Origin of the sequence: Costertonia aggregata (assembly GCF_013402795.1) — a bacterium.
In the GTDB taxonomy this organism is placed as follows: domain Bacteria; phylum Bacteroidota; class Bacteroidia; order Flavobacteriales; family Flavobacteriaceae; genus Costertonia; species Costertonia aggregata.
This window is the reverse complement of sequence record NZ_CP058595.1, coordinates 735,239-761,697: the sequence shown is the minus strand read 5'-3', so window position 1 is coordinate 761,697 and position 26,459 is coordinate 735,239. Positions and strand designations below refer to the sequence as shown.

Genomic DNA, 26,459 nt, shown 5'->3' with positions numbered 1-26,459 from the left:
ATAGCAGAGGGGTACTTTACGGTGTCCCTTTTAACTTTTGGTAATGACTGGGAAAAAACAGTTTATATTTTTAATTGCATTTCTGATTTGTTTTCTCATACAAAGCAAACTACATGGTCAAAGTGTAAAAGACTCCACGAGAACAGACCTTGATTTTGCAGCGACAGGTAATGTACAAACCGGTAATTTTGAACGCTTACAATTCATTAACCAACTTGATTTCTCGATGGACTCAAAAAACCGAAAATGGAATTTTAATTCAAGGCATTTGTACCTTTTTCAAAAAGTTTTTGAAAACAAATCACAAGATGACTACTTGACGAGAAACTTTCTCACTTACAGAATAGATAAAAAGCTTGATGTTTTTGGAGGGTTTTTCTTTGAAAAATTCTTTATTAAACGAATCAACATAAATATTCAATACGGGTTGGGTACAAGATATGCTGCGGTTAAAAAATCACGGGCCTTTGTACAGTTCGGTTTAATGGGAAGCTACGCCAAAAAAAAATATATGGGTAGCAATTTTAAAGATTTTGATAATGGAGGCGGCGATACCATCGATGGCTTTTTCATCTCCCCGGTCTTGAGTTCAAAATTTGTTCTTGTGCCTAAAAGGCTGATCTTTAATTTTTTGTTCTGGTTTCAACAAGACATTACCGAACCGGAAAACTATCGATTCAATTTAGAAACTTCGCTACTGGCACCTGTTTATAAAGGTCTGAGTCTTAAGGTCGGTTTTAATGATTTCTATGAGAATATAAATTTGGTAGGTGCCAAGGCCAACGATTCTTTTTTGACTTATGGACTAAACTTTAAATTTAATAGATGATGCAAAATTGAAAAGGGCATAGCAAATTCCATTTGTCGTTTTTTAAATAGTTCCAGTAATTCACGGTTTACGGAAAAAATAAAAAGGTAAACTCTCGATATCCAGAGCCATGCACTAAACATCATTCACTTCATTTCCCCTTAAATTCTTAGATCACAAACTACAAACTGAACACTGCCGACCGAATACTCATTTTTCCCTATCTTAGCTTTATGCTCTCCAAAAAAACAAAATACGGACTCAAAGCGCTAACGTACCTAGCCTGCCAAAAGGGTAATAATCCAGTTCAGATAGCAGAAATCGCAGAGCACGAAAATATTTCCCAAAAATTTTTGGAAAGTATTTTGTTGTCCTTGAGAAAGACGGGTTTTTTGGGTTCAAAAAAAGGCAAGGGTGGGGGGTACTACTTGATAAAAAACCCAAATGAAGTGCTAATGACCGATGTCATGCGTGTTCTTGAAGGGCCTATTGCCATGGTACCCTGCGTCAGTCTAAACTTTTATGAAAAGTGTGACGACTGTCCTGACGAAAAAGCCTGTTCGGTCAATAAATTGATGCTCAAGGTTCGTGATGCCAATTTAGGTGTTTATCGGAATAACACGCTGGCCGATTTGATTATTTAGAATTTTTAATTCGAATACCTTTTGAAATTATAAAAATCGAAATATTTCTAGCATATGGTTATTAATCTATAAATTCTATAGGATAAATGTTAAATCTTATCCAAGATTGTTTTTTGAACAATATTTTTGGTTTACATTTGTTTACTCTAGTATATCAATAGGATAATTAGATTAATTTGATTTTTCAATGATTGTTGACCAACTTGTTTTAAGCAAAAAAGAATCCAAGACAAAATACGAAGCCGATAAAAAATCGGAAAGACCCATTCGTAGCGTTGCAAAAGCAGTGAGTTGGAGAGTAATCGGAACTTTGGATACCCTGCTCATATCATACATCCTTACTGGCGAAGTGGCTATCGCTGCTTCGATAGCATCCATAGATTTTATCACGAAAATGTTTCTCTATTTCTTTCATGAACGTCTTTGGAACAAAATAAATTGGGGAAAATAAATTCTGGATTATGGTTTTCACAAAAGAACAAATCGAAAAACTTAATATTCAATTCATGGGCATTCCGCCTGGGGAAATTATTTCTTGGGCTATTAAGAACGCCCAAAAACCCATTGTTACGACCAATTTTAGACCGTACGAAGTGGCCATTCTGAACGCAGTGGTCGATGTAAAAAAAGATATTCCTGTGATTTGGTGCGATACGGGCTATAATACGCCTAACACCTATAAACATGCCGAAGAATTGATTGAGCGCCTTGGGTTGAATATCGATTTATATGTTCCGAAGCAGACATCATCCCATAGAGATGCTGTCATGGGAATTCCTGATATCGAACACCCGAAACATGCCGAGTTCACAGAACAGGTAAAATTGGAACCCTTTAGAAGGGCAATGGCAGCACATAAGCCAGATGTTTGGTTTACGAACCTTAGGAAAGGGCAAACAGCCCATCGTGATTCATTGGATATTTTGAGTCTTAGTAAAGACGGAGTTCTAAAGGTTAGTCCGTTTTACCATTGGAGCGACACACAATTGGATATCTATTTAAAGGAAAGAAATTTACCAAACGAACATAAATACTTTGACCCGACCAAAGTTTTGGAAAATCGTGAATGCGGATTACACACGTAAGAAATACGAAAATAGAAATACGAAGTAAAAAAGTTGGAAATATTAACGAGTTATGATGTCAAAAGTTGGTTGCCGAGCGTAGCCGAGGCATTAACTTGAAACTTGAAATATGAAACCTGAAACAAGTCTTTTAAAGAATACCGCACATATTAACGCCCTCGAAAACGAAGCCATCTACATCTTCAGGGAAGTGGCCGCACAATTCGAAAAACCGGTGTTGCTTTTCTCAGGGGGGAAAGATTCCATAACCTTGGTTCGATTGGCACAAAAAGCCTTTTGGCCAGCAAAGATTCCGTTTCCTTTAATGCACATTGATACGGGGCACAATTTTCCGGAAACCATAGAATTCCGTGATAGATTAGTAGAGGAATTAGGACTTGAACTTATCGTAAGAAATGTTCAGGATTCCATAGACCAAGGAAAGGTCAAAGAAGAATCCGGAAGATATTCCAGTCGTAATTCACTTCAAACGACAACCCTTTTAGATGCCATAGAAGAATTCAAGTTCGATGCCTGTATCGGCGGTGCAAGAAGGGATGAGGAAAAAGCCCGTGCCAAGGAGCGAATTTTTTCGGTACGTGATGATTTCGGCCAATGGGACGAAAGAAATCAACGCCCAGAATTGTTCGATATGCTGAACGGACAAATTGAATTGGGACAAAACGTGCGTGTTTTCCCGATTTCGAACTGGACAGAATTGGATGTATGGTCGTATATTGAAAAAGAACAGATTGAAATTCCTTCCATCTATTTTGCACATAAGAGAAAAGTCTTTTTAAGGGATGGCTTGATTTGGTCACATTCCGAATATGTATTCCAAGAAGAAGACGAAGAGGTTCTGGAACGAATGGTACGCTTTAGAACGGTAGGCGATATGAGCTGTACGGCTGCCGTATTTTCCGAGGCGACTGATATTGAATCCGTTGTGCAAGAAATAAGGGATTCCACCATTTCCGAAAGAGGCGCCCGAATCGATGACAAGCGTTCAGAAGCCGCAATGGAAAAAAGGAAACAACAAGGATACTTTTAATATGGTTAATAGTTGTCGGTTGTTCGTTGGCAGAAAACGAAACAAAACTGACAACTATCAACTGACAACAAACAACTAAAGTGGAAGTACTAAAAATAGCAACAGCAGGAAGTGTAGATGACGGTAAAAGTACCTTGATTGGCAGACTGCTCTACGATACAAAATCATTAACCATCGATAAATTGGAGGCCATCGAAAAGCGAAGTAAGAAAAATGGGTATGATTACTTGGATTTCTCCTTAGCAACCGATGGACTGGTGGCCGAACGGGAACAGGGAATTACCATTGATGTGGCCCATATTTACTTTTCGACAGCAACCAAGAGTTATATCATAGCCGATACGCCGGGCCATGTAGAATATACCAGGAACATGGTTACCGGGGCCTCAACTTCCCAAGCTGCGATTATCTTGATCGATGCCCGAAAAGGTGTAATCGAACAAACCAATCGACACTTTTTCATCAATAACCTGTTGCGGGTCAAAGAAGTGGTAGTAGCTATTAATAAAATGGATTTGGTAGATTTTTCAGAAGAGCGATACAGTGAAATCAAGTCCGATTTTGAGGAACTGATGGCCAAACGGGATTACGAAGATCAAAAAATAACCTTTATTCCGGTTAGTGCTTTGAAGGGGGATAATGTGGTAAACAAATCCCAAAATACTCCTTGGTACAAAGGCGAAACACTTTTGGAACATTTGGAAGGTTTGGATTTGGCAGCGGTATCAAACGTAGGTACGCCAAGATTTCCAGTGCAATATGTCATCCGGCCAAAAACAGATGAACATCATGATTTCCGCGGCTTTGCCGGAAAAGTTTACGGTGGCGAGCTTAGCGTAGGCGATGAGGTCGTTGCGTTACCATCGCAAACACGGTCAAAAATCAAGGAAATCTTTTTTTACGACAAGAAATACGAAACAGCGGCAAGAAGGTCATCGGTAACCATAACCCTGGAAGATGAAATCAATCTGAGTAGGGGAGATATGTTGGTCAAGGCAGGCGATTTACCTACGATTGAAAAACAGTTCACGGCTACGATTTCTTGGATGGATTCCGAAAAATTGACCACCGGAAAAAAATATGTCGTACAGCATGGAATCAATAAAGTACTGGCCAAGGTCGATAACATTCATCATAAGATAAATCCCGATTATTCGGGTATCGAAAAGAATGTTGACGGACTAGGTATGAACGATATCGCACAAGTAACCTTTAAATTGAACAAGCCGATTTTTTACGATAAGTTCAAAAATCACAGGACGAATGGTTCGTTTATTTTGATTGATACCCAGTCGAACAATACGGTAGGGGCAGGGTTTGTACAATAAGCCCCCTAACCCCCGAAGCGGTAATTATTATTCAGACGTGGTATGTTGGGGGGGCTTGTTTTGAGTGAGGCACGAGAAATCCTAACAGGTCAGAAGCACCTTGTAATAGGCTTGTAAAAATGCAATGGAAAATTGACCATTCGAGAAGTAACACACAAATAAATCCTATTTATCCCATAGGATAAAAAATATTAAAATCTGACGTCTGACGTCTAGAGTCTAAAATCTAATTTGGATGGAAAGTTTTAGAACAGAAATAGAGAATCCCGTAGTTGAGAAAGACATTCTTGAATTGGAACGCAAGATAAACGAGTTCCATAACGGGAAGGTTGACGAGGAGAAATTCCGTAGTCTTCGTTTGGCGCGTGGTGTATACGGTCAGCGGCAACAGGGCGTACAGATGATCCGTATCAAACTGCCCTACGGTAAAGTGACATCCCGGCAATTGCATGGTATTTGCGATGTCTCGGATGAGTATTCCACAGGTCGCCTGCATATAACGACAAGGCAGGATATTCAAATTCACTATGTTGATTTGGATAGAACTCCTGAGCTTTGGGCGCAGCTCGAAAAAGATGAAGTTACGCTACGTGAAGCTTGTGGCAACACCGTACGAAATGTAACGGCTAGTGAAACGGCCGGCATTGATGTTGACGAACCGTTCGATGTTTCCCCATATGCCGAATCCCTGTTCAAATATTTTCTTCGGAATCCCATCAGCCAAGAAATGGGCCGCAAATTCAAAGTTTCTTTTTCCGCAAGTGATACCGATACGGGACTTTCCTATATGCACGATCTCGGATTTATTGCCAAAATCCAAAATGGCGTAAGAGGTTTTAAAGTAATGTTAGGTGGCGGATTAGGTTCACAGCCGCGCCATGCCGATGTGCTTTTCGAGTTTCTTCCTTCGGATAAGATAATCCCGCTTATGGATGGAGTTATTCGTGTTTTTGACCGCTATGGCGAACGAAAAAGTAGGGCCAAAGCGCGAATGAAATTCCTATTGAAAGATGTTGGTCTTGACGGATTTAAAAAATTACTGAAAGAAGAGCAAAAAGCGGTTCCACATGAGGTTTTTCCGATTGATGCGGAAAGTTATCCAAAGATAAAAGTGGCTGAAACGGAAATTCCGAAAATCGAAATAACCGATAAAGAAACTTTCGAAAAATGGAAATCCACGAATATCGTTCCTCAAAAACAGGAAGGTTTTGTTGCTATCGGCATCAAGGTGCTTTTGGGCGATTTCTATACGGATAAGGCAAGATTATTGGCTGATTTGGTTCAGAATTATGCCGCAGGGGAAATCCGTTTGTCATTGCGGCAGAATATTTTGATTCCGTATGTAAAAGAAGAACTCCTTCCGTTTTTCTACACGGAACTGGAAAAATTGGGCTTTGCGGAAGCCGGTTACAACAAAGCCTTGGACATTACCGCCTGCCCAGGTACGGATACCTGCAATTTAGGCATCGCCAGCAGCACAGGCATCGCCGAAGAATTGGAGCGCATAATAAAAGCTGAATATCCACAATACATCAGTAACCCTGATGTAGTTATCAAAATCAGTGGATGCATGAACGCCTGTGGCCAGCATAACATGGCGAACATCGGTTTTCAGGGCATGAGCATCCGTACCAAAGATAAATTGGTAGCGCCGGCACTTCAGGTTTTATTGGGTGGAGGAAACGATGGAAACGGCAATGGTCGTTTTGCGGATAAAGTTGTAAAAGTGCCCAGTAAAAGAGGCCCCCAAGCATTGCGTTTGATTTTAGATGATTTTGAAGCAAACGGAAAAGAAAAGTCTTTTGCCGATTATTATGCAGAAAAAGGCGAACATTATTTCTATGATTTTCTAAAGCCCTTGACCGATATTGAAAACTTGACCCAAGACGATTTTATCGATTGGGGCAACACCGAAAAATATAAAAAGGAAATCGGCATCGGTGAATGTGCCGGCGTCGTGATTGACCTTATCGCCACATTATTGTTGGAAAGTCAAGAGAAAATCCAATGTGCCGAAGAAAGTTTAAGTGCCGAAAAATGGGCGGCGAGCATTTACCATTCCTATTCATCGATGGTCAATTCGGCCAAGGCCTTATTGACCGCCGAAAAAACAAAAGTCAATACCCATAATAGTATTATCAAAGATTTTGATGAAAAGTTTATTTCTTCCGGTAGAATTGCCGTAGGTGACAGATTTGAAAATTTGGTCTTACAATTAAATAAAAACGAACCCACGGAAGCCTTTGCCAAGAGCTATTTGGAAGATGCAAAGGGGTTTTTGAAATCCGTTGAAAAATTTAGAGAACGAGAATTGGCGACCATATAGAAGATGAAAGAGATACTAAAAAATTTAGAAACCATTTCGGAGATTGAGCGTAGCCGAAGTCGGAGGCTTCTAACCGTAATCGGTGCCGGCCCCGGCGACGTAGAGCTCATCACGTTAAAAGCAATAAAAGCCTTGCAAAAAGCTGATGTGGTTTTGTACGACGCTTTGATCGATACCCAATTATTGGAATATGCCCCTCAAGCTGAGCATATTTTCGTTGGAAAGCGAAGAGGATGTTATTCCTACCAACAAGAACAAATCAATGAACTTATCGTTCAAAGAGCAAAACAAGGTAAGCATGTGGTACGGTTAAAGGGGGGCGATCCTTTTGTATTCGGTCGCGGCGCCGAAGAAATGGAATATGCGGCCGCCCACGGACTCGAAGTCGCAATCGTACCCGGAATTTCATCATGTCTTTCCGTACCGGCAGCTCAGAATATTCCCGTTACAAAGAGAGGTTCAGCAGAAAGTTTTTGGGTCATTACCGGTACTACCAAAGAGCATAAATTATCGAACGACGTACGGTTGGCCGCCAAATCAAGTGCGACCGTTGTCATTTTAATGGGGATGTCAAAACTTTCTCAAATCGTAACCCTTTTCAAGAAGGAGGGAAAATCGAAAACCCCGATCGCCATTATCCAAAACGGAACGCGGGAAAATGAAAAAGTAGGTGTAGGAACAATCGATTCCATTGAAAGAGAAGTTGAACGAAAAGAACTGGCCAATCCAGCGATTATCATTATTGGGGAAGTCGTGCGACACCGAGACATCATTTCTGACCTACAAGGTGGCCTCATCCGTCGTCAACACCTTGAAAGTCAGAGTAGTGAAGACCTGCAAGGTGTTGTCGCGGCGGCTGAGCGTAGCCGAAGCCAGAGCAACCTCCTTGTAGGTCTAACCGAAAAAATCGAATCATGACAGAGCGCAACAACCTATACCCAATATTCCTAAAAACCGCCAAGCTGCATATTTTGATTGTTGGTGGGGGGAATGTGGCCGAAGAAAAACTCACTTTTTTGACGAAGTCGAGTCCAGATGCGAAAGTGACAATGGTATCGCCTATGTTCAGAAAAGCAACCAGAGAATTGGCCAATAGATTTGATGTAGCGTTGATAACCGATTCCTACCATGCCAAGTATTTGAAGGGAAAGCATATGGTAATCGCAACCACGGATGTTCCCGAAGTGAACATTCAGGTGTATAAAGACTGTAGGTCTCTTGATAAACTGGTCAATGTTGCCGATAATCCCCCATTTTGTGATTTCTATATGGGCGGAATCGTCACAAAGGGCAATGTAAAGATTGCGATTTCGACGAATGGACAGTCCCCGACCACGGCAAAACGTCTAAGACAATTTTTCGAGGATGTTATTCCCGAAGACATCAACCAAATGGTGAAAAACTTGAACGATTATAGAAAGACGATAAAAGGAGATTTTGAGCAAAAAGTGGATAAAATGAACGAAATCACGCAGAAATTGGTAGAAAAAGTATAAAAAAGAGTAAAAAAATGATAAAAACAGACATCCTAATAATAGGCGCAGGCCCAACGGGATTATTCACGGTTTTCGAAGCGGGATTATTAAAATTGAAATGCCATTTGATCGATGCATTGCCCCAACCGGGCGGACAGTGTTCGGAGATTTATCCGAAGAAACCCATATACGATATTCCAGCTTTTACGGAGATATTGGCGGGCGATTTGGTCGACAATCTAATGGATCAGATAAAACCCTTCGAACCGGGGTTCACTTTGGGCGAACGTGCCGAAACTTTGGACAAGCAAGAAGACGGTTCGTATATCGTGACGACGAACAAAGGAACACAGCATCAAGCTCCGGTTGTGGTTATTGCTGGCGGATTAGGTTCGTTTGAACCTAGAAAACCGCCTATCGAAAATATTGTCGATTTCGAGGATAAAGGAGTTGCCTATATCATCAAAGATCCAGAGGTGTATCGCAATAAAAAAGTGGTCATCGCAGGTGGAGGAGATTCCGCGTTGGATTGGGCTATTTTCTTGGCCGAAGTGGCCTCCGAGGTTTCCTTGGTACATCGAAGAAACGAATTCCGGGGTGCCTTGGATTCCGTCGAAAAAGCATCCGAATTGGCTAAACTCGGTAAGATAAAACTCTTTACCGAAGCTGAGGTCAGAAAATTGTATGGTGATGAAAATTTGGAAGCTGTTGTTATCAAACATAACGACCCTGAAAAAGGCGAAACCTATCTCGAAGTGGATAATTTCATTCCGCTTTTCGGCCTATCCCCAAAACTGGGTCCGATAGGCGAGTGGGGACTCGAAATAGAGAAAAACGCCATTATGGTCAATAATTCGAAAGACTACCAAACCAATCTTCCCGGTGTGTTCGCCATAGGCGACGTAAATACGTATGAAGGAAAATTGAAACTTATACTTTCCGGTTTTCATGAAGCGGCCGTGATGTGCCAATATGCCTATCAAATCATAAATCCCGGTAAACGGTATGTCATGAAATATACCACAGTTGGTGGAGTAGAAGGTTTTGATGGTACAAAAAAAGAAGCGAAGAAAGAGGTAGTACAAAGCATCGCTTAAAATTTACTATGATTATGGATTAGCTTAAACATCCAACTCTAAAAGAGTTGGATGTTTTTATAAGATATAAAAAAATCCAGTTTTCTTGCTTTTCATTCTACTCTACCGTTTCTTTGTACCCAGTTCATTAATACATTGAAATCGTTATCAAGAAAGGTGGAGGGATTGGACCCGATGAAGCCTTAGCAACCCTTTATCTTTAAAGAAGGTGCTACATTCTATCGTGTGCTGATTTAGTTTCAGCATCTCGGCAGATAACAAAAGAAATGACAGGTCGTCAACACTTTTCCTTACTTGATAATTTTCATTTACGAATTCATTGATTTGTAGATATTGTTATGCTAAATATTAAGGATATATTGAAAGAAAGAATTTTGGTACTTGATGGCGCCATGGGAACCATGTTACAGCGCTATAAGTTTACCGAGGGAGACTTTCGTGGGGAGCGTTTTAAGGATTGGGAACATCCGCTGCAGGGAAACAATGATTTGTTGTCGTTGACCCAGCCGGAAGCGATCGCCGAAGTCCATCGAAAGTATTTTGCGGCAGGAGCTGACATTGTCGAAACCAACACCTTTTCAGGAACGACCATAGCCATGGCCGATTACCATATGGAAGAATTGGTCTACGAACTCAACTACGAATCCGCCAAGATTGCCAAAAAAGTCGCTGATGAATTCACGGCAAAAGAACCGCATAAGCCAAGATTTGTAGCAGGCAGTATGGGGCCTACAAACAAGACCGCAAGTATGTCTCCGGATGTGAACGATCCTGGTTTTCGGGCCATTTCGTTCGACGAACTTCGTATCGCCTATAAACAACAGGCAGAGGCGTTGTTGGATGGCGGAGCCGATATGCTGCTGGTTGAAACCATATTTGACACCTTAAATGCAAAAGCCGCTCTTTTTGCCATTGAGGAGGTCAAGGAAGAACGGAATATAGACGTGCCAATTATGGTAAGTGGTACGATTACCGATGCTTCAGGCAGAACCCTTTCCGGGCAAACCGCCGAAGCTTTTTTGATTTCTATTTCCCATATTCCGATTTTGTCCGTTGGCTTTAATTGTGCGTTGGGCGCCAGTCAATTGGTTCCTCATTTGGAAGTAATTTCTAAAAAATCGGAACACTTTATCTCTGCCCACCCTAATGCGGGCTTACCGAACGCTTTTGGCGAATATGATGAAACACCTGAGCAAATGGCTGCACAGATAAAGGAATACGTCGAAAAAGGATTGGTCAATATCGTCGGCGGATGTTGTGGAACGACTCCCGAACATATTATGGCAATAGCCGATTTGGTAAAACAGTATGATCCGCGAGCACTGATAGTTGAAATTTAATAGATGATTGAAGCAAAACCGAAATATTTGAAATTATCTGGACTGGAACCTCTTGTGGTCACCCCAGAAAGTAATTTCATCAATGTGGGGGAACGTACCAACGTGGCCGGGTCCAAAAAATTTCTCAGACTTATTAAGGAGGAAAAATTCGAGGAAGCACTTGATGTCGCACGCCATCAGGTCGAAGGAGGCGCCCAAATCATCGATATCAATATGGATGACGGCTTGATCGATGGCAAAGAGGCCATGGTCAAGTTTTTAAATCTAGTCATTGCCGAACCCGATATTGCTCGAGTGCCCATTATGATCGATAGTTCAAAATGGGAAATTATTGAGGCCGGACTTCAAGTCGTGCAAGGCAAATGCGTGGTCAATTCTATAAGTCTTAAAGAAGGTGAAGATGAATTTATCCGTCATGCGAAACTCATAAAGAGATATGGAGCTGCGGTTATAGTTATGGCCTTTGATGAGGTCGGTCAAGCCGATAATTATGACAGGCGAATCGAAATTTCGAAACGTTCGTATAACATTCTGGTCAATAGAGTAGGTTTCCCTCCTGAAGATATCATTTTTGACCTCAATATTTTTCCGGTCGCTACAGGAATGGACGAGCACAAACTGAATGCGCTTGATTTCATAAATGCAACAAAATGGGTGCGTGAAAACCTACCGCATTGCAGTGTGAGCGGGGGAGTTAGCAATATTTCTTTTTCTTTCCGAGGGAATAATCCCGTGCGGGAAGCAATGCATTCCGTTTTTTTATATCATGCCATTAGAGCGGGAATGAACATGGGCATTGTCAACCCGACGATGTTGGAAGTGTATGACGATATTCCGAAAGATTTATTGGAACGTGTCGAAGACGTGATGCTCAACCGCCGTGACGATGCCACTGAGAGATTGTTGGATTTCGCCGAATCGGTGGTAGGAAAAGCCAAGGAAAGCAAGGTCGATCTATCGTGGCGATCAGCACCGCTTCAAGATAGAATTACCAGAGCTTTGGTAAAGGGCATCGACCAATATATTGTAGAAGATGTAGAAGAAGCGAGAAAAGCTTCCGCCAAACCCATTGAGGTTATCGAAGGCCATCTGATGACGGGAATGAACGTCGTTGGCGACCTTTTCGGAAGCGGAAAAATGTTTTTGCCCCAAGTGGTAAAATCGGCAAGGGTAATGAAAAAGGCGGTGGCGTATCTTCTTCCATATATAGAAGAGGAGAAAAAAAAATCAGCCCCCCAACCCCCAAAGGGGGAGCTTCATTGGAAGACGGCAAATCCTGTTCTCTATGGATTACTGAAAGAGCACGCTAGAAAAATGCGTAACCGGCCTACCGAAGCGGAAAAAATGCTTTGGAATGCCTTGAGCGGTAAGAATTTGGATGGATATAAGTTTCGTCGTCAACATATTATCGGCGAATTCATTACAGACTTTGTTTGCCTAAAACAGAACTTGATTGTCGAGATTGATGGTAGCATTCATCAACTACCTGAGAATAGAAAGATTGATGAAGAACGAACAGCCTGGCTCGAAGAACAAGGATATAAGGTTATTCGTTTTACTAATAATGAGGTGTTGACCAACCTAGAAGCGGTTTTAGAAAAAATTCATGCCCAGTTAATAGCTCCCCCTTTGGGGGCGGGGGGGGCTGGAGCTGGAAAAATTTTAATGGCCACTGTTAAGGGAGATGTTCACGATATTGGCAAAAACATCGTGAGCGTAGTGCTAGCTTGCAATAATTATGAAATCGTCGATTTGGGCGTGATGGTACCGCCTGAAAAAATTATCGCATCGGCCATAGAACATAATGTAGATGTCATCGGCCTAAGCGGATTGATTACGCCATCCCTTGATGAAATGGTGCACCTTGCCAAAGAAATGGAACGCCAGAACTTTAAGGTTCCGTTATTGATAGGAGGGGCCACCACCAGTAAGGCACATACGGCCGTTAAAATTGACCCTCAATACAGCCAAGCCGTCGTTCATGTCAATGATGCTTCACGTGCGGTTACCGTGGTCGGCGACTTGCTACAAAAAGAAACCTCGGACGCTTATAAAAAATCCATTAAGGAAGATTACGATGTGTTTCGGGATAAATTCTTGAAACGTTCCGTTAAAAAAGAATATAAATCCATAGAGGAAGCTCGGAAAAATAAATTCAAGATAGATTGGGACTCAGCTCAAATTAAGGAACCTAACGAACTCGGTATTCAAATAATTGAAAATCTCGATTTGGAAAAACTGGTTGATTTTATTGACTGGACACCTTTTTTCAGAAGCTGGGAACTCCACGGAAAATATCCTGATATTTTGACCGATAATGTGGTGGGTGCTCAAGCGACCGAGTTGTTCGAAGATGCCCAAGCCATGTTGAAAAAAGTGTTGCAGGAAAAACAGTTACAGGCCAAAGGAATTTTTGGCTTGTTTCCGGCCAACACTGTCAATGATGATGACATTGAAGTAGCCCCCCCGCCCCCAAAGGGGGAGCAATATTGGGCGACGGCAAACCCTATGCTCTACGGATTACTGAAAGAGCACGCTAAAAACATGCGTAATCGACCTACCGAAGCGGAAGAAATGCTTTGGAATGCCTTGAGTGGCAAGAATTTAGATGGATATAAGTTTCGCCGTCAACATATTATTGGCGAATTCATTGCCGACTTTGTTTGTCTCAAACAAAATTTGATCGTTGAGATCGATGGTAGCATCCACCAATTGCCAGAGAACAAAAAAAGCGATGAAGAACGAACGGCATGGCTCGAAGAGCAAGGCTATCGTGTAATTCGTTTTACGAACAACGAAGTTTTAGGTAATCTCGAAGAGGTACTAGAGCAGATACACGATCGGTTGTTAGCTTCCCCTTTGGGGGCGGGGGGGGCTTTCCGTACCCTTCGCCAACAATTGCAACGTAGAGAGGGGATACCCGACTATGCCTTGGCCGATTTTATCGCTCCCAAAGATTCGGGCAAACAAGACTATATCGGTTGTTTTTGTGTATCAACCGGATTTGGAACTGCTGAATTAGCGGCAGCTTACGAAAAAGATTTGGATGATTACAGTTCGATAATGATAAAAGCCCTAGCCGATCGTTTGGCCGAAGCTTTTGCCGAATACTTGCATAAGGAAGTGCGGACAAAATATTGGGGTTATGCAGCGAACGAAGATTTAAGCAATGAAGAATTGATCAACGAGTCGTATAAGGGAATTCGCCCAGCACCAGGTTATCCTGCTTGTCCCGATCATTTGGAGAAATTGACCATTTGGGAAATTCTCGGAGTGGAAGAAAAAATAGGCGTAAAATTAACCGAGAGTTTGGCCATGTGGCCGGCAGCTTCGGTTTCAGGTTATTATTTTGCCAACCCCAAAGCCCGTTATTTCGGATTGGGTAAAATAGAAGAAGATCAAGTAAAAGATTATGCCGAACGAAAAGGAATAGCCCTGGAAGACGCTATGAAATGGCTGGCACCGAATATAGTTGAGAGTTGATGGTTAAGGGTTGTTGGAAAAAAAGGATATGGATTATACGGAATTAGAAGTTTGGAAAGAATCACGCAAATTGGTTAGTAGTTTATACTCGGTCACAAAATCTTTCCCAAAAGAGGAATCATATGGTTTGACTAGTCAAATGAGAAGATGTGCAGTCTCCGTTCCTTCAAACATTGCTGAGGGCTGCGGTCGTAGAACTTCTGCTGATACTATTCAGTTTCTACATGTAGCAAGAGGTTCTTTATATGAACTTTAAACCCAGCTTTTTCTAGCCCTTGATCAAAATTATTTAGATGAAAAAAAATTAAAAATCAAATTACCCAGATAACACTCTGCAAAAAATTGCTAAGCGGTTTTATCTCATATTTTAGGAGTAAAAAGTAATCCATAAATCCGATTTAGAATTCTATCAACCATCAACGCTCAACCATCAACTACCTAGAGAATGAAAGTAACTGACCATATAAAAGAAGCTAAGGGAAAGACATTATTTTCTTTTGAAATAATCCCCCCGGTAAAAGGGAGAAATATTCAAGAGCTTTATAATAATATCGACCCTTTGATGGAGTTCAAACCGCCTTTTATTGATGTAACGACTTCCCGAGAAGAATACATCTATATTGACCGTGACGGATTGTTAGACAAGAAGCTGACTCGTATGAGGCCTGGCACGGTGGGTATTTGCGCTTCAATCAAACATAAGTATGATGTCGACACTGTTCCGCATGTGCTTTGCGGGGGGTTTACCAAAGAAGAAACCGAATATCTATTGGTCGATTGTCATTATTTGGGTATCGATAATATCATGGCACTTCGCGGTGATGCCATGCGCGAGGAAAAATATTTTGAGCCGACTGAAGGCGGACATAATTATGCTATCGGATTGGTAAAGCAGGTTCAAAATCTCAACTGCGGCAAGTATTTACATGAAGTTATTGAAACCGATGATTGTGCCGATTTTTGTATCGGGGTGGCAGGGTATCCTGAAAAACATCTAGAGGCGCCCTCCATGAGTACGGATTTGAAACGGCTGAAAGAAAAAGTCGAGGCAGGTGCAGATTACGTAGTGACCCAAATGTTCTTCGACAATAAAAAGTATTTTGAGTTTGTTGAGGCGGCTAGGAAAATGGGAATCAATGTGCCTATAATTCCGGGTATCAAACCCATTGCGGTAAAACGTCACTTAAATCTGCTGCCCCAGGTTTTTAAAATCGATTTGCCTGAAGATTTGGTAGAGGCGGTTGAGCAGTGCAAAGACAATAAGGCCGTACGCCAAGTTGGGGTGGAATGGTGTATTGAACAATCAAAAGAACTCTTGGTAGCTGGTGTTCCAGTATTACACTACTATTCCATGGGTAAATCGGATAATATCAAGGGTATTGCACAAGAGGTTTTTTAAAGAAAAGAGTCAATAAGTTTAGCGGTTTATGAGTTTGTTTTCTAGTCAATCGGCTCTTTGTCCTGCGGGTAAAACCGTAAACTGCAACTTATAACTGCGTACTTTTTCAACCTTTGTGCCTCGTATTTCGTACTTCGTCATTACCTTTACGACCGATGAACTTTAAGCTTCTTTTTTGCCTTTTTTTTTCGGTAACAATGTGTTTTTCACAAAACGGGGATGTCAAGAAATATACTATTGATGTAAATCAATTTTATGGTTCTGTATTATTACATAATCCTGATATTTCGCATTTGATTACCAATCATCCAGGGGGTGTTATTTTAGGATTTAATAGAAAAACATATGGTTCACAGGAATGGGAGCAGCTATATAATTACCCGGATTATGGGGCTTCGTTCATTTACCAAGATATGAACAACGAGACCCTGGGAGAGAATTTTGGACTGTACGCCCACTACAATTTCTATTTTTTTAAGAGAAATGTGCAGTTTAGGATTGGGCAGGGAATAACATATACTACAAACCCTTACGACAAGGAGACCAATTTTAGAAACAATGCTTACGGCTCGGATTTTATGAGCTCAACGTATTTAATGCTCAATTACCACAAAGAGAATATTTTCAAGGGGTTGGGTTTTAAAACAGGTATATCGGTAATACATTATTCCAACGCAAACTTTAGGGCACCCAACACCTCTACGAATACATTTGCCCTAAATGCTGGTTTGACATATGATTTGGATGGCGGTAAAAAGCTGGAATATTTACCAAAGTCTGAAAAGGTGAAAGTAACCGAACCCATCAAATATAATTTGGTACTGCGTGGCGGGGTCAATGAGAGCGATGTGATAGATTTGGGACAACACGGTTTTTTTATACTATCGGGTTATGCGGATAAACGTTTGGGAAGAAAAAGTGCCCTACAGTTGGGTGCTGATGTTTTCTTTTCCAACTTTTTAAAGGAATTGATACGCTTTCAGGCGACTTCTTTTCCAGAAAAGAATGTGAACGTTGATGATGATTTTAAAAGAGTCGGTATTTTTCTGGGACACGAGCTGTTCATCAATAAGATGTCCGCAATTGCCCAATTGGGATATTATGTGTATTATCCGTTTGATTTTGAAGGGCGTATGTACAACCGCATTGGTTTAAAACGCTATTTTGGAGATAAGGTATTTGGTGCCGTTACCTTAAAATCACATGGAGCCAAGGCCGAGGCTGTTGAATTTGGAATAGGTATTAGATTATAGCCATGAAAAAAAGGATATTGTTTATAAAGTACAACGAAATAGGGACCCGCACCATGGGTAAGTTACAGAAATATATTCTACTACTTTTATTGCTTTCCTGCAATTCTGAAAAAGCTCCCGATTGTTTTCAAAATGCTGGTGAAATCATTAGGGATGAAGTTGAAGTACCCAATTTTTCTAGAATAACGGTTTTTGAAAAAGTAGCTCTGATTATAAAACAAGGCGATACCCAAAAAGTCGAGATTGAGACCGGGGAATTTCTACGGGGAGAAGTTAGCGCTGTGGTTGAGGGCGATAGACTTATTGTAAGAAATGAAAACGGGTGTAATCTTTTTCGTGAATACGGTATAACAACGGTTTATGTGACCTCGCCCAATATTGTTGAGATACGAAGCAGTACGGGTCAGACCATACGTAGTGATGGTAGTTTAGATTATCCAAGCTTGATTTTGTTGTCCGAGAGTTTTATAGAGCCCGAAGCAGCAACTACGGATGGTGAGTTTGATTTGGAATTGAATTCGACCAACGTTAGTGTGACCGTAAACGGTATCGCTTATTTTAAGTTAAGCGGTGCCGTGCAAAATTTGAATCTCTCTATCGCTGCGGGCGATTCTCGCATTGAGGCCCATAATCTTATCGCTCAAAATGTAAACTTAAACCATAGGGGGTCCAATGATATGTTGATTAATCCACAAGCCTCTGTCAATGGTATCATTCGTGGTACGGGCGATGTGCAAAGTTTTAACCGTCCTCCTGTTATTGAGGTAGAAGAAATTTTCAATGGCAGACTGATTTTCTTGGATTAAATAGTTTTTGTCACCTTAAACCTTGCCGCAAATATTGGTTTAAATCATAGATTTCTTATTACATTCAGAACAACAAAATCAAGGCAATGAATCCTATTCTCAAATATCTCAAAAACCTATTTGCTTCACGGACTATACTGGGTGAGAATACTGAATTGCATGGTTTTGTTAAGGCAGATATGCTAATGCAACGCTTGGTAGATGATGAAAAGGTTCCCGGGCTAGCTATCTCGGTTTTAAGAGATGGAGGAAAAATATTCCAAAGAGGCTATGGCTATGCTGATTTGAAACAAAAAACCCATGTACAGCCACAAAAAACAATTTTTAGGATTGCAAGCGTTTCCAAACCCATAGCGGCAACGGCTCTGGCCCATATGGTAGCGGACGAAACCATTGATTTGGATGCTTCATTTTATACTTATGTACCGTATTACCCAAAAAAGCGGTGGGATTTTACCATACGGCAATTGGCGAGCCACACAGCGGGTATTCGGGGTTATCAAGGCAAGGAATACGGTCTGAACGAGCCGTATTCCATCAAAGAAAGTATTGCGATTTTTAAGGATGACGATTTACTTTTTGAACCCGGTACCGACTATCACTACAACAGCTATGGTTGGGTATTGGTTTCATTGGCGATGCAGGAAGCGAGCGGAGTCCTTTTTGAGAATTATGTACAGGAGAAAGTGTTGAAACCCTTGGGAATGGAGAATACTTTTGCCGAACAGGTCAGTGAGCTAAGCCATGATGATAAAAACAGTTTTAACAGGCGTAGCCGAAATTATACCAAAAACCGGTTAGGTTTTAGGGAAGCCATTCCTGTGAACAACTTTTATAAATTGGCAGGTGGTGGTTATTTGTCCACTTCCGAGGACATTGCCAAACTGGGCCAAGCCTATTTGGACGGTAATATTTTGGATGAAGAGATAATATCACAATTTTTGACTTCTGAAACTATTGATGGGCAATCTACCTATTATGGCTTGGGCTGGCAAGTGAGTGAGGATAAACAAGGCCGGCCGTATTATGGGCATATAGGTAACGGTGTTGGTGGCTATTCCAACTTTTTTGTATATCCCGATGAACAAATGATATTTGCCATTTTAGTGAATTGTACGGATCCCAAAGTGCAGGAAGAGTTGGATGAGGTTATGCAAACTCTTTTGGATTCATATGAAAAGTTTTGATTGAATCACTATATTTAGTTCAATACTAAATTCAATTAGAAATTAGATTGCGAAATAAATGAATCAAAAACAGTGCATATTTCTTCTCTTATTCCTGAATATATTACATATATCTGCCCAAACCGCCATATCTGGTCATACAAGCTTAGAAGAAGATGGGAAATGGGAGCAAAAAATATATCTAAGCAAGATCAGTTTGGAAGAAGGTGAAAACAGGCTACAATCTGTCGCTTGGTCACCTATCGCTAAAGATGGTTCCTTTTCATTTAAGGGCAAGCATATCTCTGATAAGGATGCCATTTATCGGTTATATGTAAATCCGATCAAAAAAGTGATTTCAGATACCGTTGCCCATACAACCGATTTTATTCTTTCCAAATCGGACAAGATATATTTTCCAAAATCCAAAAAACTGTTGGGTAAATATAGAAGTTCCAGTCCTGCCGATGCAGAGTGGCAGAAGATGCAGAAGTTCCAATGGGCATTGGAAAAGGAAAAAAATACCGAAGACACTATTTCGGAGGCATATGCTGCAAAGTTAAAATCCTACACCAAGGATTCGCTCAAAATATTATTGGTAAAGCTTATCGGTATCGATCAATTGGCCAAAAAGGGATTATTGGATAAGGATATCGCCGAAAATCCCAATTATTATTTGGCCCTTCTGGCCGAATTGGAAGAAAGCGATATGCAACCTGCGGAATATCGGTTTTTATCCAGACGGTTGGCCTACTTGACCCAAAAAGTGGTAGTGCAAAAATATCAATGGAGCAAAGCCATTATCCTTATTTTAGTAATAATCACAGTTGTACTTTCGCTATTTGTATATCGATTAAAAAGAAAACAAAATGCACTCGTAGCCAATTTAAGCAGGCAAGAGCAGAATATCAGGGCACTCATTTTAGAAGGTAAAAGCAATAAAGAAATTGCCAACGAACTTTTTATAAGCCTAAGCACGGTCAAGACCCATATTACAAATATCTACAGTAAACTAAAGGTTGCGAATCGTAAAGAGCTTTTGGAGCGATACCAAGTATAGACTGTATATCCGTTTCATTATTTTTTTGACGATTTTGCATGGCCAATCAAAAGACTGCAATACACATCATGGTAGGCCTCAAAAGTATGATTTCATTCTTTTTATAAAGATTTATCCAGGTACTAGTCCCTAAATCAGACCCCTGATTCTGATTTCAAAATCTGTTTTGTACGTAATTGCAAAGCAAAACAATACATTGCAAAAAAATAGTTTTCTCTTTCTTGTTCTGTTCTGCAGTTTGATCAATGCGCAGACATCATTTACCATTACGGGCAGGGTCTTGGACAATGATAACAAGATGATTACCGTTGGGGACGTACTTCTTTTGGCCGATAAAGACAACACACTTATAAAGTATACCATTTTGAACGAATTGGGTTTCAAGTTGGAGGATATTGCGTCCGGAACGTATCGGATACAAATTTCAAGTTTGGGTTTTGAGACCTATGAGCGAAATTTAATTGTAGATAGGAACAAAGGATTATCCATAAAGTTAGAGCCTAGCACTACCACTTTGGAAGAAGTAGCGGTTATAGCTGCAAAACCTATCACAACCAACAAGAGGGGGGATTTAAAAATAGATGTGACCAACCCCGTGTTTTCATCGATTCCCGACCCTATGGAATTGTTGTCGAGGCTTCCAAGTCTTCAAGTAAGTGCCGATAGGGAATCGGTTTCGGTATTGGGTAAAGGTGCTCCCTTGATGTATATGGGTAATCAACGTATTTCAATGGAAGAGTTTTATGCAGTGGCTGTGGATGATATCAGTTCTATCGAGATTATTCGGAACCCTTCCGCAAAGTACGAGGCTAACGGTAGGGCGGTACTTTTGATAACCAGAAAGATAAATAATATAGAAGGCGGTAAGGTTAACCTCTCCGAAACATTATCATTTAAACGCAATTTCAATAAGTATAGCGATATCAACGGTAGTTATAAAAAGGGAAAAGTAACGCTAAAAGCTAATTTAGCATACAACGACTTGTTGCAATGGGAAAGCCATCAATTTGAATTTGCCATTCCTGATGCCAACATACTTTCGGATTATCTTATTTTGGTCGATAAGAATGACAGGGTAGAGATAAATTCAGGCGGTGGCCTATTCTACCAAATTAACGATACGGATTATTTTTCTGCAAATGTAACGCACCGTTTGCAAGACAACAATGCTATAATTGATACGGATACTTTTTTAAGGCAGGGCACCAATGAAGATGATATCATCACAGAAACGGACAATGAAAACATAAAGGATTTTATCAGCGGCAATTTAAATTATCAAAAAAAGCTAAGTGCCAAGACAAATATGTTCGCTGGGTTGCAATACTCATCCTATGATCAGCGTCTGAATACTGAAATCGCCAATAATTTCAATGCTACTGAATTTGTCATATCCGAACTACGCAAACAACGTTATCGCATTAATGTGCTGGCATATCGATTGGATTTTGACGAAGCTCTGACCCAAGGCCTAAAGTGGGAATTTGGGGCAAACATAAGCGATGCGAGAGCCAATGCCTTGACCAATAATGAATTTTTGGAAACGGATGCGATTTTGGATATAGACTACGATTATTCTGAAAAGAATATTGCCGGATATTCAACATTATCCGGAAAAATAAGCGAAAAGATAGATTTTAGTGCGGGGCTACGTATTGAAAACAATGTCGTGCAAGGCGAGGAAGAAGCGGAGGACATACCGTTGGTTAACAGAAAAAACACAAATCTGTTTCCCAAAGCGAACCTGACCGTTGCTTTGGATAGTACCAAGAACATAACTTTCAACTATGCAAAGAGTATAGACCGGCCCAATTATTCCAACGCAAGTTCCATCCAAGTATTTTTCAATCCGTTTTTGGAAGGGGAAGGGAATGTAAACCTACTTCCTACGCTGACCGATGAATTATCAGTGGTATACCAGTTCGCCAAGAACTCAATTTCAATTGAATATTATAAACGCAAAAACCCTATGTATTATACGATTAGCTATACGGCGGGTGACGATAGGGCTGTTTTTTCCCTTAAAAACCTTGAAAGGGAATCGGGTATCGATATCAATTTCACCGCTCCGATGACCAAAGGGATATGGACTTCATCCAATACGGTCTCTATATCAACTAAAAATATACGAGATGCTTCCGCTACAAGCACATCAATAAGACCTTATCTATATTTATATACTGACCATCAATTTAAACTCCGAAAAGATACCGTGATTTCTTTAGGGGGCTGGGGGTTGACAAAACGTTCCGAAGGTATTTTTGAGAGAAACCCCATGCTAGTGCTCAATGCGGCCATTACCAAAACTTTTTTTGACAGACTAAAATGTTCTTTGCGTTTTAATGACATCACCAAAGCCATGAATTTCGAAGAGCGCTATTCAATTAATGGGGTAAATGCCGAAGGAGTGTACTTCGTAGATGCCCAAGAGGTCGCTTTTTCAATGAAATATTCTTTTGGAAAGACCAAAGAACCAGATTATAAAAATAAAAATGTTGATGAAAATTTGGACAGAATACGATAGATGCATCAAAAATTTACAAAGTATACATAAATACAGCCCCAGAACGGGAACCACTAAACCTGATTTTTAGGCAGTTTATAGAAAAAACGGAAAGTAAGGAATCAAAAAACCTAATTTCACGATTGTAAATAAACTACGATGCGAAAATCAGGTCTATTATTTATGCTGCTTATTTTAACGGTAGTTCTTTTTAAGCTAAGCTCTTCCGAACAAAATACCGAACCCGAATTCGTAAAAGAAGATACCATCAAAACTACCGATGAGATTGCTATAGTCGTTGAAAGCGAAAAAAATAGCGATAGATAAATGTATCGATACAATCCAAATACCAGCGGGTTTTAGGTCTAACTGGTTAATTCGGTAAACAGACTTTCCAGATTTCTATTCTTCTTGTTCAATTGTAGTGTTTTCAATTCGTTGTCATGGGCAAAGTCAAATACGGCCGGTCGCATATCGGTCGTTGTATTAAAAGTGATTTCATATACAAACCCCGTTACGTTCTTTACATGTGTTACATGCGGTAGTTTGTTCAAAAAGGCTTCTTCTACACGATAATCAAATTCCACTTCAATAATCTGTTCCTCTTCATCCCTAAGGTCCGAAAGTTTTTTATCGGCGACCAAAACACCTTTATTTATGATAAGTACACGGTCACAGACCGCTTCTACCTCTTTCATGATATGCGTAGAGAGCAAAATGGTTTTCTCTTTTCCTATACCTTTGATCAGTTTCCTGATTTCAAGTAATTGATTTGGGTCAAGTCCGGTCGTAGGTTCATCCAAAATCAACACATCGGGATCATGAAGCAATGCTGCGGCCAATCCAACACGTTGTCTATATCCTTTTGAAAGTTGTCCGATTTTTTTGTGGGCTTCCGGCTGCAGCCCGGTTTTTTTGATGACCTCGGTGATTTTATCTTTACTTACCTTGTATACATCGGCATTGAACGCCAAATACTCCTTTACGTACATATCTAAATATAACGGGTTATGTTCGGGTAGGTAGCCAATACTCTGCCGAACGTTTTTTGTATCCGTAAGTACATCAAAATCATTTACTTTAGCCTCTCCTTCATCTGCCTGATGGTATGTGGTCAAAATTTTCATAAGGGTAGATTTTCCCGCACCATTGGGTCCAAGAAAACCAACGATTTCTCCCTTGTTAATGGAAAAAGATATGGCATCCAAGGCTTTTTGCGTACCAAATGATTTGGAAATACTTTTGACAAATATGGACATGTGTTCTGTTTTAAACCAAAATTAAGCAATTCATAATCATTCTGATAAATTCGGTATTCTTAAAAATGGCAATGTTTTTTGATACAAAAAGGAATGAATACGGCACAAATAAAAAAAATCCAAAAAAAAGAGGCGTAAAATTTGATTTTTAGATTTAATTAGTACTTTAGCCAAAGTTTTACAAGCAAAATGACAAAGCAATATTTCTGGAACGGTTTTTACTTCTACTTCTTTTTTAAGAGAAGTACGGGGCTGTTGTAGTATATGCTAAAAATATAACAATTGAAGTCTCGTGAAAAACGGGGCTTTTTTTTTGTTTAAAACCGTGTTTTGGACAATCCTGAAGCAGTTTTAGGGTTCAAATAAAAGCCAATGAGTTTAAAAATAGCCATACAGGGCATAAGGGGCTCTAATCACCATCAAGTGGCCAAAGATTATTTTGGGGAAGATATAGCGTTGGTCGAATGCCTTTCGTTCGATAGTTTGGTGGATCATGTGCTGAACAGAAGAGCCGATAAGGGGGTCATGGCCATTGAAAACTCAATCGCAGGTTCTATTATTCCCAACTATGCATTGGTGTATCAAAACAATTTGCACATCATCGGTGAACACTATTTGAACATACACCATAATTTGATGGTGTACAAAGGGCAAACAATGGAAGATATCGAAGAGGTACACTCACACCCAATGGCCCTATTGCAATGCAAGGAATTTTTAAAGGCACATTCGCACATTAAACTCGTTGAAGCCGTGGATACGGCAGAAACCGCACAAAGAATACAAAGGGAAAAGCTACATAAAATAGCTGCCATAGCCCCCAAAGCTGCCGCCCAATTGTATGATTTGGATATCATTGCTTCCGAAATACAGACGATCACCAATAATTCTACCCGCTTTATCGTGGTCAAAACACAAAATAAGGAGCTTCCCAAAACGGAAATCAACAAAGCATCCTTACGTTTTGTTACCGATCATAAACGAGGTAGTTTGGCAACGGTACTTAACGTGATGAGCGATTGTAATTTGAACCTTACCAAAATTCAGTCCCTTCCCATTATAGAAACACCGTGGAAGTATGCTTTTTTCGTGGATATAACCTTTGATGCCTATGATAGCTTTGAAAAAGCAAAATCGCTGCTTCATATTATGACTGAGGATTTTAGGGTGCTTGGAGAATATAAAAATGCCAGAATATGATAACTACGGCTGATAGATTAAAAACTGTTGAGGAATACTACTTCTCCAAAAAATTGAGGGAAGTACGAGGGCTAATTGCCAATGGCAGACCTATTATCAATATGGGTATCGGCAGTCCCGATTTGGCACCTTCCGAAGAAATTATACAAAGTATTCAAGATGCCGTATTGGAAAACGGGGCGCACCAATACCAAAGCTATCAGGGGTTGCCCGAATTGAGAACTGCCATGTCAACCTTTTACCTTAAAAAGTTTGGGGTCCATTTGGATGGAGCCAATGAAATACTCCCCTTAATGGGTTCAAAAGAAGGCATAATGCATATTAGTATGGCCTTTTTAAACCCAGGAGATGAGGTGCTCATTCCCAACCCTGGCTACCCGACCTATACTTCGGTCACGAAATTGGTCGGTGCCGTTCCAAGAATGTATGATTTAACCGAGGCAGGTGCCTGGTTGCCCAATTTGCAGGCACTGTCTGAAGAAAATCTGTCCAAAGTAAAGATAATGTGGATAAGTTATCCCAATATGCCCACAGGTGCTACCATTAGCGATAAAGCCATGGGCAAACTTGTCAATTTTGCCAAAAAGCATAGCATATTGTTGGTAAATGACAACCCATACAGTTTTGTTTTGAATAATAATCCCACCAGTATCTTACAAGTACCCGATGCTAAGGATACCGCACTTGAACTAAATTCGCTCAGCAAAACTTTTAATATGGCCGGATGGCGTGTCGGCATGGTTGCTGGAAGTGCCGAACACATCAACTCGATACTTAAGGTAAAGAGCAATATGGATTCAGGCATGTTTTATGGAATTCAAAAAGGCGCCATAACCGCATTGAAAAGTTCGGATGAGTGGTTTAAGAAGTTAGATGCCTTGTATGCATCAAGGCGTAGTTCGCTATTTAAATTGGTTGAATTGTTGAACTGTGAGTATGACCCAAATGCTGCCGGTATGTTTGTATGGGCAAAACTGCCCAAAGGTAGCAAAGCAGCTGAGGACTTTATTGATGAAGTACTGTATGATAAGGATATTTTCATAGCTCCGGGTACTATATTTGGTAGTAACGGTGAAGGGTATATTCGGTTTTCGTTATGTGTTACCGAAGAAAAGATAAAGGAAGCGATCAGTAGATTTTAGAAAAGAGATATGGGACGTGAGATTTTAAAACGCTAGATCAAAATGTATCTAAAAT

Annotated in this window: 23 protein-coding genes and 1 riboswitch; of the genes, 22 read left to right on the top strand and 1 reads right to left on the bottom strand. The window is 40.4% G+C overall.

The genetic code is table 11. From position 1 onward, the window contains the following. The first annotated feature begins 43 nt into the window (after positions 1-43). From HYG79_RS03535 to HYG79_RS03440, 20 genes are all read left to right on the top strand, one after another. Positions 44-829: a DUF481 domain-containing protein gene (locus tag HYG79_RS03535; protein ID WP_179240789.1), complete on the top strand. Its 786-nt coding sequence runs from the start codon at positions 44-46 to the stop codon at positions 827-829. Positions 830-1,041: 212 nt separating this feature from the next. Then, positions 1,042-1,452, top strand: a complete 411-nt coding sequence (locus HYG79_RS03530; RefSeq protein ID WP_179240788.1) for an RrF2 family transcriptional regulator — start codon at positions 1,042-1,044, stop codon at positions 1,450-1,452. 187 nt (positions 1,453-1,639) lie between these two features. Beyond that, positions 1,640-1,903, top strand: coding sequence for a DUF2061 domain-containing protein (locus HYG79_RS03525; RefSeq protein ID WP_179240787.1), 264 nt, complete (start codon positions 1,640-1,642; stop codon positions 1,901-1,903). A 10-nt stretch (positions 1,904-1,913) separates the two neighbouring features. Then, on the top strand, positions 1,914-2,537 hold the full coding sequence (locus HYG79_RS03520) for a phosphoadenosine phosphosulfate reductase domain-containing protein (protein WP_179240786.1): 624 nt from the start codon (positions 1,914-1,916) through the stop codon (positions 2,535-2,537). Between the two features lie 109 nt (positions 2,538-2,646). Beyond that, positions 2,647-3,567: a sulfate adenylyltransferase subunit CysD gene (cysD, locus tag HYG79_RS03515; RefSeq protein ID WP_179240785.1), complete on the top strand. Its 921-nt coding sequence runs from the start codon at positions 2,647-2,649 to the stop codon at positions 3,565-3,567. A gap of 80 nt (positions 3,568-3,647) precedes the next feature. After that, a complete protein-coding gene (locus HYG79_RS03510) occupies positions 3,648-4,895 on the top strand; it encodes a sulfate adenylyltransferase subunit 1 (RefSeq protein ID WP_179240784.1) in 1,248 nt (415 codons plus the stop codon). 235 nt (positions 4,896-5,130) lie between these two features. Next, positions 5,131-7,221: a HEPN domain-containing protein gene (locus tag HYG79_RS03505; RefSeq protein WP_179240783.1), complete on the top strand. Its 2,091-nt coding sequence runs from the start codon at positions 5,131-5,133 to the stop codon at positions 7,219-7,221. A gap of 3 nt (positions 7,222-7,224) precedes the next feature. Then, positions 7,225-8,139, top strand: coding sequence for a uroporphyrinogen-III C-methyltransferase (cobA, locus tag HYG79_RS03500; RefSeq protein WP_179240782.1), 915 nt, complete (start codon positions 7,225-7,227; stop codon positions 8,137-8,139). Beyond that, complete coding sequence (locus tag HYG79_RS03495) at positions 8,136-8,717, top strand: precorrin-2 dehydrogenase/sirohydrochlorin ferrochelatase family protein (RefSeq protein ID WP_179240781.1); 582 nt, start codon at positions 8,136-8,138, stop codon at positions 8,715-8,717. The genes cobA and HYG79_RS03495 overlap by 4 nt, the downstream gene beginning before the upstream one ends. A 14-nt stretch (positions 8,718-8,731) precedes the next feature. Next, positions 8,732-9,793, top strand: coding sequence for an NAD(P)/FAD-dependent oxidoreductase (locus tag HYG79_RS03490; RefSeq protein ID WP_179240780.1), 1,062 nt, complete (start codon positions 8,732-8,734; stop codon positions 9,791-9,793). Positions 9,794-9,934: 141 nt separating this feature from the next. Then, positions 9,935-10,054, top strand: a riboswitch (SAM riboswitch). Between the two features lie 77 nt (positions 10,055-10,131). Continuing rightward, complete coding sequence (locus tag HYG79_RS03485) at positions 10,132-11,133, top strand: homocysteine S-methyltransferase family protein (protein WP_179240779.1); 1,002 nt, start codon at positions 10,132-10,134, stop codon at positions 11,131-11,133. Positions 11,134-11,136: 3 nt separating this feature from the next. Further along, complete coding sequence (locus tag HYG79_RS03480) at positions 11,137-14,616, top strand: vitamin B12 dependent-methionine synthase activation domain-containing protein (protein ID WP_179240778.1); 3,480 nt, start codon at positions 11,137-11,139, stop codon at positions 14,614-14,616. A 28-nt stretch (positions 14,617-14,644) separates the two neighbouring features. Beyond that, positions 14,645-14,872 (top strand): four helix bundle protein, encoded by a 228-nt coding sequence (locus HYG79_RS18020; RefSeq protein WP_228027929.1) that lies wholly within the window; start codon positions 14,645-14,647, stop codon positions 14,870-14,872. Between the two features lie 189 nt (positions 14,873-15,061). Continuing rightward, positions 15,062-16,015 carry a methylenetetrahydrofolate reductase [NAD(P)H] gene (gene metF, locus HYG79_RS03470; protein ID WP_179240777.1) on the top strand — a complete coding sequence of 318 codons (954 nt, stop codon included), beginning with the start codon at positions 15,062-15,064 and terminating at the stop codon, positions 16,013-16,015. Between the two features lie 197 nt (positions 16,016-16,212). Beyond that, positions 16,213-17,268 carry an acyloxyacyl hydrolase gene (locus tag HYG79_RS03465; RefSeq protein ID WP_228027928.1) on the top strand — a complete coding sequence of 352 codons (1,056 nt, stop codon included), beginning with the start codon at positions 16,213-16,215 and terminating at the stop codon, positions 17,266-17,268. A 2-nt stretch (positions 17,269-17,270) separates the two neighbouring features. Next, entirely contained in the window at positions 17,271-18,074 is an 804-nt protein-coding gene (locus HYG79_RS03460) for a head GIN domain-containing protein (protein WP_228027927.1), read from the top strand. An 86-nt stretch (positions 18,075-18,160) separates the two neighbouring features. Further along, positions 18,161-19,261 (top strand): serine hydrolase domain-containing protein, encoded by a 1,101-nt coding sequence (locus HYG79_RS03455; RefSeq protein WP_179240775.1) that lies wholly within the window; start codon positions 18,161-18,163, stop codon positions 19,259-19,261. 58 nt (positions 19,262-19,319) lie between these two features. Next, the gene (locus HYG79_RS18205) at positions 19,320-20,300 is read left to right on the top strand and encodes a LuxR C-terminal-related transcriptional regulator (RefSeq protein WP_179240774.1); all 981 of its coding nucleotides are present in this window, start codon (positions 19,320-19,322) and stop codon (positions 20,298-20,300) included. A 196-nt stretch (positions 20,301-20,496) separates the two neighbouring features. Then, on the top strand, positions 20,497-22,824 hold the full coding sequence (locus tag HYG79_RS03445; protein WP_179240773.1) for an outer membrane beta-barrel family protein: 2,328 nt from the start codon (positions 20,497-20,499) through the stop codon (positions 22,822-22,824). Between the two features lie 138 nt (positions 22,825-22,962). Then, positions 22,963-23,130 (top strand): hypothetical protein, encoded by a 168-nt coding sequence (locus HYG79_RS03440; RefSeq protein ID WP_179240772.1) that lies wholly within the window; start codon positions 22,963-22,965, stop codon positions 23,128-23,130. Positions 23,131-23,168: 38 nt separating this feature from the next. Here HYG79_RS03440 and gldA read toward each other — a convergent pair whose 3' ends face one another. Next, complete coding sequence (gldA, locus tag HYG79_RS03435; protein WP_179240771.1) at positions 23,169-24,062, bottom strand: gliding motility-associated ABC transporter ATP-binding subunit GldA; 894 nt, start codon at positions 24,060-24,062, stop codon at positions 23,169-23,171. 372 nt (positions 24,063-24,434) lie between these two features. Here gldA and HYG79_RS03430 point away from each other — a divergent pair, with 372 nt between their 5' ends. Beyond that, positions 24,435-25,262: a prephenate dehydratase gene (locus HYG79_RS03430; protein ID WP_179240770.1), complete on the top strand. Its 828-nt coding sequence runs from the start codon at positions 24,435-24,437 to the stop codon at positions 25,260-25,262. After that, positions 25,259-26,404, top strand: coding sequence for a pyridoxal phosphate-dependent aminotransferase (locus HYG79_RS03425; protein ID WP_179240769.1), 1,146 nt, complete (start codon positions 25,259-25,261; stop codon positions 26,402-26,404). The genes HYG79_RS03430 and HYG79_RS03425 overlap by 4 nt, the downstream gene beginning before the upstream one ends. The last annotated feature ends 55 nt before the right edge of the window (positions 26,405-26,459 follow it).

Excerpts from the sequence above, each read along its gene's own strand:
- HYG79_RS03535 (WP_179240789.1), top strand. The coding sequence starts at position 44 with ATGACTGGGAAAAAACAGTTTATATTTTTAATTGCATTTCTGATTTGT.
- HYG79_RS03530 (WP_179240788.1), top strand. The coding sequence starts at position 1,042 with ATGCTCTCCAAAAAAACAAAATACGGACTCAAAGCGCTAACGTACCTA.
- HYG79_RS03525 (WP_179240787.1), top strand. The coding sequence starts at position 1,640 with ATGATTGTTGACCAACTTGTTTTAAGCAAAAAAGAATCCAAGACAAAA.
- HYG79_RS03520 (WP_179240786.1), top strand. The coding sequence starts at position 1,914 with ATGGTTTTCACAAAAGAACAAATCGAAAAACTTAATATTCAATTCATG.
- cysD (WP_179240785.1), top strand. The coding sequence starts at position 2,647 with ATGAAACCTGAAACAAGTCTTTTAAAGAATACCGCACATATTAACGCC.
- HYG79_RS03505 (WP_179240783.1), top strand. The coding sequence starts at position 5,131 with ATGGAAAGTTTTAGAACAGAAATAGAGAATCCCGTAGTTGAGAAAGAC.
- cobA (WP_179240782.1), top strand. The coding sequence starts at position 7,225 with ATGAAAGAGATACTAAAAAATTTAGAAACCATTTCGGAGATTGAGCGT.
- HYG79_RS03495 (WP_179240781.1), top strand. The coding sequence starts at position 8,136 with ATGACAGAGCGCAACAACCTATACCCAATATTCCTAAAAACCGCCAAG.
- HYG79_RS03490 (WP_179240780.1), top strand. The coding sequence starts at position 8,732 with ATGATAAAAACAGACATCCTAATAATAGGCGCAGGCCCAACGGGATTA.
- HYG79_RS03485 (WP_179240779.1), top strand. The coding sequence starts at position 10,132 with ATGCTAAATATTAAGGATATATTGAAAGAAAGAATTTTGGTACTTGAT.
- HYG79_RS03480 (WP_179240778.1), top strand. The coding sequence starts at position 11,137 with ATGATTGAAGCAAAACCGAAATATTTGAAATTATCTGGACTGGAACCT.
- HYG79_RS18020 (WP_228027929.1), top strand. The coding sequence starts at position 14,645 with ATGGATTATACGGAATTAGAAGTTTGGAAAGAATCACGCAAATTGGTT.
- metF (WP_179240777.1), top strand. The coding sequence starts at position 15,062 with ATGAAAGTAACTGACCATATAAAAGAAGCTAAGGGAAAGACATTATTT.
- HYG79_RS03465 (WP_228027928.1), top strand. The coding sequence starts at position 16,213 with ATGTGTTTTTCACAAAACGGGGATGTCAAGAAATATACTATTGATGTA.
- HYG79_RS03460 (WP_228027927.1), top strand. The coding sequence starts at position 17,271 with ATGAAAAAAAGGATATTGTTTATAAAGTACAACGAAATAGGGACCCGC.
- HYG79_RS03455 (WP_179240775.1), top strand. The coding sequence starts at position 18,161 with ATGAATCCTATTCTCAAATATCTCAAAAACCTATTTGCTTCACGGACT.
- HYG79_RS18205 (WP_179240774.1), top strand. The coding sequence starts at position 19,320 with ATGAATCAAAAACAGTGCATATTTCTTCTCTTATTCCTGAATATATTA.
- HYG79_RS03440 (WP_179240772.1), top strand. The coding sequence starts at position 22,963 with ATGCGAAAATCAGGTCTATTATTTATGCTGCTTATTTTAACGGTAGTT.
- gldA (WP_179240771.1), bottom strand. The coding sequence starts at position 24,062 with ATGTCCATATTTGTCAAAAGTATTTCCAAATCATTTGGTACGCAAAAA.
- HYG79_RS03430 (WP_179240770.1), top strand. The coding sequence starts at position 24,435 with ATGAGTTTAAAAATAGCCATACAGGGCATAAGGGGCTCTAATCACCAT.
- HYG79_RS03425 (WP_179240769.1), top strand. The coding sequence starts at position 25,259 with ATGATAACTACGGCTGATAGATTAAAAACTGTTGAGGAATACTACTTC.